The organism is Pseudoalteromonas sp. J2K-J031 (genome assembly GCF_058197095.2).
The window spans coordinates 2,975,412-2,988,256 of sequence record NZ_CM200279.1 but is presented as its reverse complement, the minus strand read 5'-3'; the positions used below and the strand labels follow the sequence as shown (position 1 = coordinate 2,988,256).

Sequence of the window (12,845 nt, the reverse complement as noted above, 5' to 3'; positions counted from 1 at the left end):
CACATTATGGCGCTTAATATAAAGCCCGGCAGCTATTTTAAAATCGTGGTATTCCTAATTGGTTTTTTTGGGGGGGTGAGTTTATTTAGCAATTGGTTTTTTGAGTATCGCGCCAGCAATCTATTATTTCAAAATTTAGACGAAGTTCACCGCAGCCAAAAAGCAGGTTATGAGTACCTTGAGTTAAAAAGAGATGTTGACCGCTTAATTATGGCCTCTTATTTTCAGCAACAAAATGATGTTCTACGTTTAAGAGATTCTATTCGTTTAAAACTTCGCTCGTTACGCAAAGAGCTTAATTTGTGGCGTTATGCTGTAGAAGCTGACATGAGTTTAGCATCTGAAGCAGCCAAAATATTAGAGCAAGATGAACTAAATGAATTGCTTGAATTATCACAGCTAGTGATTGATTTTGAATCTGAAACACATCGCTTTTTGGTCAGCTTATTTAAGGCGGATGATAACACTTTACAATATTTTGAATTATATCAAGCTTGGCAAAATGGGCTAAAACCACTCGACTATGCTTTTGAAAACTTGCTCAGAGAGACAAAAGCTGAAAATTATCTAGAGTTTGAAGAGTTTGAAAACCAATTGAGTGTCACGTGGTATTTAGATGCAATTTTACTTGCTTTAGCCCTTTTATTGTCATTTCTATTTGCGTATTTAGATAAAAAAAGTTATCAAAAACCGTTACACGGGTTAAAGCACTTTTTACTCAAAGTGCGTAATCAGCAGCCAGCACTGTTAGAAATAGGTCATTTAGGCCCTATCTATCAACAGATAGAAAACAAACTTAATGCGGTGTTCGCTCGTTTTAAGGCTGAAAACAGTGAACTTAATGAGCTTTTACGCACTCAATCTGAAGAATTATCGCGATTACGACATAGTGACTCTATGAGCATCTTGATGCTCGATAGTGTGCTCGAAGCGTTAATTAAAACAAGCTTTACGGGTGAGATTTTATATTACAATCAAGCGTTAACGGATTTGTTAGCGGGTTCTAAAGTTGAGTTAGTACGTAACATCAACTCAATTATTACGTTTCGTTACGAAAGTGGGGCAGCGCTTTCTTTTGAACAGATAATTAAAGACACAACAGCGCATACCGGGCAGGCCGATACACGAATTTTATTAATTGATACCTCATCAGGACCTTTAAGAGTGAGTGTAATTATTAAAATTATTAATGCTGAAGTATTAATTTCAATCATTGATGCTACAAGTTTATACACTCAGCAAGCGCAATCGAATTTGATCAATAGCCTTTATGACAGTTTTAACCAGTCAGTATGGTTACTTGATGAGCATTGGAATGTGTTAGACGTCAATAGCGAGGTATGCCGCCAACGTTTTGTGCAAAAAAATGAATTGATGGGCCGTCGTATGCCATTAATAGAGTTGTTGTTAACGCAACAAAAAGAATATCAGCAGGTCACTCAGCATTTAAAACGTCACACTAAATGGCAAGGGGATCTGAATGATTTAAATCATGAATCACAGCCTCAAGCATCCCATGTCGTAATTCAAAAACTACTTTACCCATCTCATTTAGGCACTTATTTAGTTTTAGTCGAAAAATATTAATTGATCTGATGCTTCAGTTTTAACTGTGCCAAAAACCCATTTTCTTCGAATGTTTTTAATGTATAGGTTATTTTTTCGATAAGTGTTGCTTGTTTATTATTCAAATAATGATAGCTACTTGTTTGATTTAATATTTGGATTTGGTATTCATTCTTATCAAGCGTCCCAATTTGTGTGCTCAACTGGAAATCTAGCACGATAATACTTTCAATTTTATTTTGGTTGAGAAGTGCTAATTGGGTTTTAATGCTTCTCACATCAACGACTTCACCTTGGTAGTGCATGTTTTTTAAATACGTTGTTGCCGCGACTATGTTTGATGCAATGCTAACAGATTTAAAATCATTGATTTGGCAGTTGGGACATTGAACACGTTTACTAATTAACAGTAAGCTAAAATTGAATATTGGTGTGGGTAAGCGCACCAAATTTGGATAAAGAAGTTCAATATCTGCGATTCGACCAAGTTGTCCATCGAGCCTTCCTTCATTAGCAGCTGTTAATACTTCATCACTTGGAAAGTCAATTAATGCTATGTCATAACCATGTTGTTTATAAGCCGCTGTGAGTAGCTCTATAGTATATGCAGCTTGAGGTGTGTTACTTGGGCGATTAAACGTTACATGATTAGCATACAAGTTATGAGGGCTGAACAATATTAAAAACAAGAAAAAAAAGAGTGTGTAAGTTTTTTGCATATTTATGCCACTACCACTAAAAGTTGACTTTGGGCCAGGTGGATTAGTTTTTCAAGTTACATTGGTGTGATAAGCTAACGTCCAAGACTAGCACCAAATTGTTTATAAATCGAAATTAAATCTATGACTTACAACTTATGTTTATTACCTCGTTCAGAGAAATACCTTATTCAACTTGAATACGAGGCGTCATATTGGGCCTACCAGATCAAAAAAGGAAAAAAAACGAGAGATGTGGTTTACAGTACTATTTTGGCTCGTTCAGTATCTGAGCAAGACTTTTTAAAGCAAAAATTTGAATATTATCTAAGCATTATGTGATTGTCGGTGTGGATTTTCATTTATTGCAACTCGCTCCCATAAAGTATCCGTTAGTTAATAAATTTTACGATCGGTATAAAGTTAAGGGCAGAGCAAAAAGTCACGATGATGTTTGGGTTGGTTATATTAATCATCAAATAATCGCTGCTTGTCGTATTCAATATCTAGGTAATCACTTATTTTTATCAACTTTGTTTGTTGACCCTTTGCATAGAGGTAAGGGTTATGGCGAACGTATTATTCAAACAATTAAATCTACCTATCACACAGACATTTATTTATTCGCCGATGCTCAATTAGCCGCATTTTATACATTAATTGGTTTTGTGCACGAAGATAACCTACCAAGTGAATTGGCCAATATGTTTGGAATATATCAAAAACATAATTCGGCTTTGCAGTCATTTTTATCTAGCAATTGATTAGAATTTAAAACAATTTAGTTACAAAGTAGCGTTTTTACGTTCATAATAATTTAATAACTAGAAAGTGGAGAATGTGAAAGTTAATGTCGCAATTTAGTCGATTTACAAGTGCCGCAATTATTTTATGTTTTTTACTTTTCTTGCCCTTCCTTATTAATGCACAGGTACAAAGGCTCTCTCCAAATGAGGGGCTGAGTCAAAGTTATGTTAGTAATATGCTGGTGGATAAAAAAGGCTATTTATGGCTCGCCACAGAGGGTGGGTTAAATAAATACGATGGTTTACAAGTTACAACTGTAAATGGCCCTGATGACCTATTAAAAGATGTGCAAATAGATCTGATTTATGAAGATTTATCTGGTGTTGTGTGGATTGCAACCTATATTCAAGGTCTATTTAGTTACGATCCTGATTCGGGTGTCTTTCGTCAATACTTATTCCAACCTAGCTCGGTTGAGCAACTAGAACAACAAACGATATACCAAATTCTTGATGTCGGGGATGGTCAGCATTTATGGCTTGGGCGTGGCACTGATTTAGCAATACTAGACCGCCAAAGCGGGGAAATTAATACTGTACTTACAATCCCTGGAGCGAATAAAAAAATATCACTGATCCGTAGAATGTTGCAAGTTGATGACTTTTTGTTTTTAGCAACTTCAGAGGGGGTGTTTGTTTACGATATTAAAGAGAATCGATTTCGAGTCGTTGAGCACATCAATAGCGAACTGAAAAATCAGGCGCAAATTAATACCAAAGAATTGGTATTGCTTGATAACAACACCTTGTTGGTAGGCGCTGTACAGGGGCTGTATCAAGTTGATATCTCACAAGCAAAACAATTATTTGAAATGCCTGATGTTGCCTTTAAAAGCCAAGAGCTGATCGGGGATTTAAATATTTGGCGTATCAATAAGAAAAGTAATTATTTGCGCTTAGCAACCGATCAAGGGCTGTTTGATTATTATAAAAATGACAACCATCTTGTTAAAAATACTGTTATTAACGACTCGTATAGACTTTCAGATCAAAACATCGTTGACATGCTTGAAGATGAGCATGGGTCTTTATGGTTAGCAACTAAGAATGATGGTGCGTTTTATATTCCCAAAGAGAGTGATTATTTCGTTAACTATAATGCTGAAAATATTCGTGGCGAAGGCTTATCGAGCCATAATGTCTGGACGATTGCCCAGCAAGGCGACTATGTTTGGTTAGGCACCGATAATGGATTCACCAAGTTAAATTTGGCGACTTATCAAAGCCAAGTATTCTTACAAGATTATTTCAATGATGAATTTAATAATCGATTAAATATTACTGAAAGCCATTTAGTAAACGATTACTTATATTTTCCAAGTCGAAAAGGGTTAATGAAATTTAATACCCGTACCAATCAGGTTGAACCGATAACGACACTCTCTAAAGAATATGAACCTTGGATTTCTAATTGGCTTTATGGCAGTTATTTACATAAAAATAGGTATTTATATTTAATCGAGCCTGATAATGGACCGTTTATTTTTGATTTGGAGACCACTGAAATTACTCCTTTAAGAGGGGATATCGCAAAGTTAAATATTATAGAATTGCAGAGCTTTTTAGCCCCCTTACCTGATAAGCCTGATCAAGTATTATTATCGGTGGTTGGCAATTTATTTAGGGTAAACGCACAAACGGAACAACTAGAACCTATTTATCAATCTTCTCAAACAAACTTTGCTATTGATTTGACAAACTATGCGATTGATAACAATAAAGTGCTTTGGCTATCCTATATTGGGTTGGGATTGATAGGGTTAGATTCGCAAACGATGCAAATATTGCATCCATTTGAAGCGGATAAAAACAATATAGGTACCAAACTTTACTCCGCTGTACCGGATAAAAACGGGATGATTTGGTTCTCTAGCCATCAAGGCATTATTCGTTTTGACACAAGCAAACATCATTTTCAGAAATTTACAGTTGAAGATGGATTAAATACTAATGAATTTAATGATAGTGCCTATCTAACATTGTCTGATGGTCGAATTGCGTTTGGCTCGGTTAAAGGGCTTACAGTTTTTGATCCTGATTTGTTAATTCCTCAATCACCGATTACTAATCAGCTTAATATTACTTCCATTAGTTTAATGTCGCGCGATCTTGATTTGAAATCTATGTCATCACTCACCGAAATTGAGTTAGAACATGATGACATTGGTTTAGAAGTTTCATTTTCGGCAATGACATTTAAGCAGCAAGAACGTATCGAGTTTCAATATCAGTTGGGTGAACAAAAAGAAGTCTCTACACGTAATAATAAAGTTATCTTCCCTAAATTTAGCCCCGGTAAATATGAGCTTAAAATTCGTGCCAAAGACCCCCTTACAGGTGCTTTTACACCAGAAGCTACATTATTTATAGCGGTTAAATACCCGCCATTTCGTTCACCCGTTTATTTAACCTTTTATGCTTTATTAATCTTATTGATTGTTTTTGTTTGGTTTCATCGCCGAAGCCAAATGCAACAAAAGTTAGTGGTGGCACATAAAGAAAGTCAACAAAGCGAAGCGCGCTTAAAACTTGCCCTAGAAGGTAGCAGCTCAGGGGTGTGGGATTGGCATATAGACTCAACCACAATCTACCAACCACGATTGATTAACGAACTTGGTTACAACCAAGAGCATGTGACCCTTGATGAATACCTCAACAAAATTCATCACGAAGACAGAGCAAAGTTTCGCATCGAATGGCTTGAGTTCTTATCAACTAATAAAGGGTCGTTTAAATGTATTTATCGTGTACGTCATAAAAGTGGTTATTGGCGTTGGTATAAAGATTTTGGCAAAGTGATGGTATGGAATGATCAAATGCCAAGTCAAGTTGCAGGTACTTATACCAATATGACCAATGAATTTGAATCTGAAGAAAATGCTCGGTTATTTGGTGCTGCATTTGAATATACCCGAGATTGGGTTTTTATTTTAGATAAACAATTTAGAGTTCGGGCTACGAATCAGGTTTTGCGCGAGTCCTTTAATTTTAATGCGGGGCAAGCATCAAGTCGTAAATTATCTTTGGGGCTAAATAAAGATACGCGACTAAATTACTTACGTATCATAGCCAAGCTAAAAGTCGGTGAGCATTTTCAGTCTGATGAAGTCGTTATCACTGCTGATGGTGTTGCTCATCCGGTTATCATTAAAGTGAGTACCGTGGGTGATGAAGACAATAATATTAATAATTATATAGTGGTTATTACTGATATTAGTGAACAAAAAGACGCAGAGAAAGAGCTCAGAGTATTGGCCAATTACGATACGCTAACCAAGCTTCCTAATCGCTCTTTATTACTTGATCGGATTTCTCATGCAACAGACCTTAGTCGGCGTCATAAAAACCAACTTGCGTTACTGTTTATTGACTTAGACCATTTTAAGCAAGTAAATGACACTTTGGGCCATGACTTTGGCGATACCTTGCTTATTACTGTGGCACAGCGCTTAAAGTATGTGTTGAGAAAGCAAGATACGGTCGCGCGTTTAGGTGGCGATGAGTTTGTAATTCTGATTGAAGACATTGATTCTATTGATGAACTTATTCCAGTTTGCCGTAAAATTTGTGAAGAAGTGAATCAGCCTGTCCAGCTTGGAAATCATCGAATGGTTGTATCACCTAGCATTGGTGTGGCAATTTTCCCTGATGATGCTGATAATTCACTCGATTTACTAAAGGCTGCTGATATTGCAATGTACCATGCAAAAAAACAAGGTGGCTCAACTTATCAATTCTTTCACCAAGAAATGAATCATAAAATTCAGCGTAAAGTACAGCTCGAAAATGAACTAAAAGAAGCGATTAAATACAATCAATTTATTAATTATTATCAACCTATTATTAGCGCGACCGACTTTACATTAAAAGGATTCGAGGTGTTATTGCGCTGGCATCAAGATCAAAAATTGATTTCACCTGCAGAGTTTATTCCGGTTGCTGAAAGTATGGGTGTTATTACAACCTTAACTTTGGCGACGTTAAGTCGTGCAATGGAAGATTTAAACGCGTGGTTGTTACTTGCACCCGATTGTTATGTTTCAATTAATTTATCGGCGCGCGATTTTGAGCATGAAGCGATAGGCGATAAGCTAAGCGATATTATTTTACAAGCGCAAATCAGCCCCACTCAAGTGGTGTTTGAAATAACTGAAAGTGCATTAATGCAAGACAGTCAAAAAGCCCTTGATGCGATGCTTATTTTGAAGCAAAAAGGTTGTCGTATTTACATGGATGATTTTGGTACAGGTTACTCGTCACTAAGTTATTTAAAGCGTTTTCCTATTGATGTGCTGAAAATAGACCAAAGCTTTGTGGCTGATATTGGTCAAGATGCAAGTGATGAGGCAATTATTCATTCAACGCTTGCTTTAGCGCATAGTTTGGGGAAAAGCTGTGTTGCTGAAGGGGTTGAAACGAAAGAGCAAGCAGAGTTTTTGCAAATGCTGGGTTGTGATTATTTACAAGGCTATCTTTTTTCAAAACCTGTACCAAAGACTAAAGTCGAAAAGCTACTCAATGTTGATTGGGGTCTAGGCTTTAAACGTTAATACAGCGCAATTTTAAAGGGGCAACGCCCCTTTTACGTATTAATTTGCTAGCTTTTCACCACAATGTGGGCAATAAACTAAATGATGTAGCGTATTGAGTTGAAGGGGTTGAAACGAAAGAGCAAGCAGAGTTTTTGCAAATGCTGGGTTGTGATTATTTACAAGGCTATCTTTTTTCAAAACCTGTACCAAAGACTGAAGTCGAAAAGCTATTCAATGTTGATTGGGGTCTAGGCTTTAAACGCTAATACAGCGCAATTTTAAAGGGGCAACGCCCCTTTTACGTATTAATTTGCTAGCTTTTCACCACAATGTGGGCAATAAACTAAATGATGTAGCGTATTGAGTTGTTGGCGAATTGCTGCATTTGCTTCTAGCTTACTTAAGCCTAAATTGAGTCTTAGTTCTTCTAGTCGAATTAGCTCGGTTTTTGTGAGCTTTCCATGCGCTAAGCTAGCGTGTACTTCATCTGCAAAGAGTGTGCGGCGTTTACGAATTTGTTCTGAAAAACTCGATGCGAGCAGCCCCGTTGGGATAGCTACCATTCCCATACTTAAAACTGTAATGACACCGCCAAATATTTTACCAAGCGGGGTAATGGGGACTACATCGCCATATCCAACAGTCGTAAGTGTCGCCATTGCCCACCACATGGCTGCTGGGATGGAGCCAAATTTATCGGGTTGGATATCGTGCTCGAGTAAATAAATACCGCATGAAGCCAAAATTAAAATTACCGCCATAATAAAAAAAGCCGCTAAGAGTGAATTACTTTCTTCTTTAAATGATTGCAATAACAACTGCATAGCTCGGGAATAACGCGTGAGTTTAAATATTCGTAGCAGCCTTAATGCTCTTAAAAAACGCAAATCGACATTAATAAATAAGGTGAGGTAGAAAGGTAAAATAGCAATCAGGTCAATTAAAGCCAGTGGGCTGAAAATGTATTTGATGCGGATAAGCGTAGGGCTGTCAGTGCTATTTTCATATTGCTCTAAGTCGACACTGACCCAGACACGAGTAACGTATTCGACAGTAAAAATAGCAACAGAAACAGCCTCAATCCACCAAAATAAGGTTGCATATTGCAGCGCAATAGATTGCACTGACTCAAGTACAATCGCCACAATATTAATGCTGATGATCAGCACCAAAATAGCATCAAGCCAGCGGCCTTTATTTATATTTCTGCCAGAGCCTTCTAAAATTTCAGCGAGTACTAATCGAGTTGGACGCACAATTTTGCCTTTTAGAGAGTGAAAAAATTAGCCTATATTTTTAACGGACGTAAGCATTTTTAACGTAAGCGCAATTGCATGCTAACTGTTCCTTCTTCAAAATCACGCTTGATGGTAAAGCCGAGCTTTTTTGCCAGCGCAATCATACCTGTATTTTCAGGTAAGGTAATACCTGCAATACAAGCTACATCATGCTTTTTACAATGGTCAATCGCGCTTTGCATCAAAATTCGACCTAACCCTAGCCCTTTTAAATCGGAGCGGATCACAATGGCAAACTCAGCTTCTAAATTATCAGGATCCATTAATACGCGTGATACACCTAAGGTTTTAGGGCCTTGTGGGGTCTCTTGCGACACGATAAACGCCATTTCACGGTCGTAATCTATTTGGGTCATTTTAGCCAGTTGCTCATGGCTAAAATCGGGGAGCTCACCAAAAAATCGTTTGTATCTATCTTCTTTGGTTAACGATAAATCAAATTCACGATGGGCGGCTTCATCTTCAGGTTTTATTGGCCGTAATACGGCACTTGATCCATCTTTTAAAGTAATGACTTGTTCAAGCTCTTTCGGGTAAGGGCGAATACATAATCGTTTAGATCGCGTCGTGCTTTGGTATTTTTTTACTTGCATCATGGCATCAAGTACTAAAAACTGCCCATCAATTGCCAATACAGGATTGAGTTCGAGTGACTCAATATTAGGTTGATCAACGACTAGTTGGCTCACACGAGTGAGTAAAGCACATAAGGTGTATTTATCGATTTTATCGGGTAAATGTTTATCTTTAATAAAGCCTTTATCGTGCGCAGCGGCAATAAGGTATTTAGCTAAGTTCATGTTCAGTGGTGGCAATGCGACAGCCGCTTGGGCAAAACTTAAGCCTGTGCCGGATTCTCCTAGTAAAATGACTGGGCCAAAACAAGGATCTGTTTTAATAGCGATGCGCAGCTCTTGTGCGCCAGCACGAGGTGCCATTTTTTGAATCGAAAATCCTTCAATAATCGCATCTGGGTAAGTTTGTTTTATTCGCAGCAGCATCGAAAATGCGGTTTGTTCTACTTCATCCCCATCGTTTAAATTTAATACCACGCCACCGACATCCGATTTAGAGGGGATGCTGGGGCTAATCAGTTTTAATGCAATGGGAAAGCCTAATGCTTGCGCTTGTTCTTTGGCTTCAGAAGGGGTAAGTGCCACTTCGGTTTGAATGACATCAATGCCATAAAAATCTAAAATTGGGCGTGTTTGATAAGTCGATAGATAAGTTTGTTTATCTGCAATGTGTTGGTTTATTTGCTGTTTAACCGTTTTACTATCAACGCTATACGATTGTGGTAGCGACTCAGGAGTTTGGGTTAAATGCTTTTGATTTCGGCGATATTGCACTAGGTGCATAAATGCACCTACGGCGCCTTCAGGTGTGCGATACGTCGGGATCCCACCTAGATTACACGCTTTTCGAGCTGAAAAAGCTGCATCTTCGCCCATAAAGTTAGTTAGTACATAAGGACGTTGCATTTTTGGTAGGGCATTCACAGCCTCAACAATTATTTTTGCGTACTCTTCACTGGGTGCCAGCGCTGAAGGGCTATGTAAAATCAGTAGGTTATCAACTTCAGGGGCTTTTAATAAAATCTCCAAGGTTTTTTGATAGCGAGCAGGATCGGAGTCACCAAAAATATCAACTGGATTTGACGCCATGTCCTCTTGCGGCATGACTTTATTAAGCTTAGCGATTGTATCATCGCTGAGTTTGACCAAACGACCAGAGCTTTGAATAAGGGTATCAACGGCCATCACCCCAGGCCCACCGCCATTGGTCAAAATACATAAATGTTCTTTTTTCAATAATTTAGGGTGAAGGGCTAAGGTTTGTGTGGCAGCAAACAGTTCACGTAAATCATTTACCCGTAGCATACCCGCACGTTGAAACATGGCGTCGTAAACGGCATCAGCACTGGTTTGACCGCCCGTATGTAAGGTTGCGGCCGCCGCACCTAGAGGTGTTTTACCCGTTTTGATGGCAATGATGGGTTTATTTACCGCTGCAGCTCGCGCTGCGGAGATAAAACTGCGCGCATTGGCGATGTTATCGATATAGAGCAAAATGGCTTGAGTTTTAGGATCTCGGCCTAAAAAATCAATCAACTCATGAAAGTCTAAATCGCAGCAATCGCCCATCGAGACAAAGTATGAAAAGCCAATGCCTTTGTTTTGTGCCCAATCTAAAATGGTGGAGCACACTGCAGCCGATTGAGAAATAAACGCTAATTTTCCAGGGCTGGCGATGGTATGTGAAAAGCTTGCATTTAAACCAATACTTGGAATTAATAAACCTAAGCAATTAGGGCCGAGTAAGCTTACACCATATTCTTTCGCTGCTGCGATTAGGGCTTGCTTTTGTTCAGTTTTAAAGCCTGAAGCGATTAAAATTGCATGCTTACAGCCTTTTTCGCCAAGCTCTTTTATCAAGTTAATTGAAAGATGTTTATTCGTGCATAAAATGGCAAGATCTGGAATTTGAGGCAAGGCGGCAATGGTTGGATAGGCAAGAACACCATGCACAGCTTTGTATTTAGGTGTAACGGGCATTATTGGCCCATTAAATCCACCTTGGAGTAAATTGCGCATCACCACAAATCCAGAGCGATTGGCTTGATTCGATGCGCCAATGACTGCGACTGAGCTGGGGTTAAAAAACTGGCTGATCCGCTTGATACTCATGTTAATCCCTCAATTTAGCTTTCAATTACTTGATATTGAAACAATTTAAGACCGAACGCTTTTAAAGTCTCAATTTTAGATTGAGATTACGCTAAAAGGCTAGGTTAGTTAACTAACTTTGTTTATTATCAACAGCCTTACTGCGTAATTGACTCAAAATAAAAGGCAATTCGAATGACCTTAATGTTTATGTGTGCCGCCTTGAGTGCAGGCCACTTCGATTTCAAACAAATGATCCCACATGGGCAATCAGCAAAGGTATCGGTTCATCCTTTAGGATCGCAGCAAATGTCGACAGAGCACTTGATGTTTATCAATAAATCCGCAGAACTGGTGATTAATACCGCACACACTGAGCGAATTTATGTATTAACGGGCGTGGGCGTTGTGACGTTAGATGAGCAAGTGCATTGTGTAAAACAAGGTGATTTTATCGAAGTGCCGACAGATTTAACCAATATCACAGTCCGTTTTGATCAAGATGTAAAAGTGCTGTCGGTACAAGCAAGTTAATTGGAAATAAGGATTTAAGATGACACCCAAAACAATCAGTAGCGCTATCTTAGGTGGCTGTTTGGCGCTTGGCCTAATAGGATTAGGTTATGTGTTAAAAGATGGCTTATTGGCCTTCAAAGCAATGGAGCGTAGTGTGTTAGTTAAAGGGTTAGCCGAGCAAGAAGTGGCAGCCGATACCATTATCTGGCCTATTCAATTTAGCGATACAGGCAATAAGCTAGCCCCTTTAGTTGAGCAAATTCAAGCTAAAAATCAGGCTGTGCTGGCTTATTTAAAACTGCATGGCTTTGAAGATGGCGATATTTCTGTAACCGCTCCAGCTATTATTGATAAATTGGCCGATCAGTACAGCGCCAATCAAGCTGGTCAGTTCCGTTATATTGTTCGCTCAACGTTAACCGTTTATAGCCATGATATTGAAAAAGTTGATAATGCTTTGGCGCAAATTAGTGAGCTGGCTAAGCAAGACATTGCGATAGCAGGGCAAAATTATGAAAGCCGTATCCAGTATTTATTTACTGGTTTAAATGAGCTTAAACCTCAAATGATCCAAACCGCAACAGAGCAAGCTCGTGAAGTGGCCGAAAAGTTTGCCAGTGATTCAAAATCACAGCTGGGTAAAATAAAATCAGCTCGACAAGGGCAATTTACTATCGAAGATCGTGATTCAAATACACCACAAATTAAAAATGTGCGCGTAGTTTCAACGGTCGAATATTACTTATCAGATTGATTGAAAAGT

9 protein-coding genes and 1 pseudogene are annotated in these 12,845 nt (G+C 38.4%); 7 read left to right on the top strand and 3 right to left on the bottom strand.

The window, feature by feature from the left end; genetic code table 11:
• Nucleotides 1–6: 6 nt before the first annotated feature.
• Nucleotides 7–1,587, top strand: coding sequence for a PAS domain-containing protein (locus AC3KZC_RS13490; RefSeq protein ID WP_490577106.1), 1,581 nt, complete (start codon nt 7–9; stop codon nt 1,585–1,587).
• Here the strand turns inward: AC3KZC_RS13490 and AC3KZC_RS13485 are convergent.
• Complete coding sequence (locus AC3KZC_RS13485; protein WP_490577107.1) at nt 1,584–2,285, bottom strand: transporter substrate-binding domain-containing protein; 702 nt, start codon at nt 2,283–2,285, stop codon at nt 1,584–1,586. The two genes, AC3KZC_RS13490 and AC3KZC_RS13485, sit on opposite strands and share 4 nt — an antisense overlap.
• Before the next feature lie 123 nt (nt 2,286–2,408).
• Here AC3KZC_RS13485 and AC3KZC_RS13480 point away from each other — a divergent pair, with 123 nt between their 5' ends.
• The 4 genes and pseudogenes from AC3KZC_RS13480 to AC3KZC_RS13465 all read left to right on the top strand — a co-directional run.
• On the top strand, nt 2,409–2,606 hold the full coding sequence (locus AC3KZC_RS13480) for a DUF3283 family protein (protein WP_490577108.1): 198 nt from the start codon (nt 2,409–2,411) through the stop codon (nt 2,604–2,606).
• 8 nt (nt 2,607–2,614) lie between these two features.
• The gene (locus AC3KZC_RS13475; RefSeq protein WP_490577109.1) at nt 2,615–3,028 is read left to right on the top strand and encodes a GNAT family N-acetyltransferase; all 414 of its coding nucleotides are present in this window, start codon (nt 2,615–2,617) and stop codon (nt 3,026–3,028) included.
• 86 nt (nt 3,029–3,114) lie between these two features.
• Nucleotides 3,115–7,620: an EAL domain-containing protein gene (locus tag AC3KZC_RS13470; protein WP_518525897.1), complete on the top strand. Its 4,506-nt coding sequence runs from the start codon at nt 3,115–3,117 to the stop codon at nt 7,618–7,620.
• Nucleotides 7,621–7,730: 110 nt separating this feature from the next.
• A pseudogene (locus AC3KZC_RS13465) lies at nt 7,731–7,868 on the top strand (hypothetical protein); the annotation flags it as partial.
• Between the two features lie 39 nt (nt 7,869–7,907).
• Here the strand turns inward: AC3KZC_RS13465 and AC3KZC_RS13460 are convergent.
• Entirely contained in the window at nt 7,908–8,858 is a 951-nt protein-coding gene (locus AC3KZC_RS13460) for an ion transporter (RefSeq protein ID WP_490578783.1), read from the bottom strand.
• 59 nt (nt 8,859–8,917) lie between these two features.
• On the bottom strand, nt 8,918–11,587 hold the full coding sequence (locus tag AC3KZC_RS13455; protein ID WP_490578784.1) for a bifunctional acetate--CoA ligase family protein/GNAT family N-acetyltransferase: 2,670 nt from the start codon (nt 11,585–11,587) through the stop codon (nt 8,918–8,920).
• A 174-nt stretch (nt 11,588–11,761) separates the two neighbouring features.
• On the opposite strand from AC3KZC_RS13455, the gene AC3KZC_RS13450 reads away from it, so the two are divergent.
• Both AC3KZC_RS13450 and AC3KZC_RS13445 read left to right on the top strand, forming a co-directional pair.
• Complete coding sequence (locus AC3KZC_RS13450) at nt 11,762–12,100, top strand: hypothetical protein (RefSeq protein ID WP_490578785.1); 339 nt, start codon at nt 11,762–11,764, stop codon at nt 12,098–12,100.
• Between the two features lie 19 nt (nt 12,101–12,119).
• A complete protein-coding gene (locus tag AC3KZC_RS13445) occupies nt 12,120–12,836 on the top strand; it encodes an SIMPL domain-containing protein (protein WP_490578786.1) in 717 nt (238 codons plus the stop codon).
• Nucleotides 12,837–12,845: the final 9 nt, after the last annotated feature.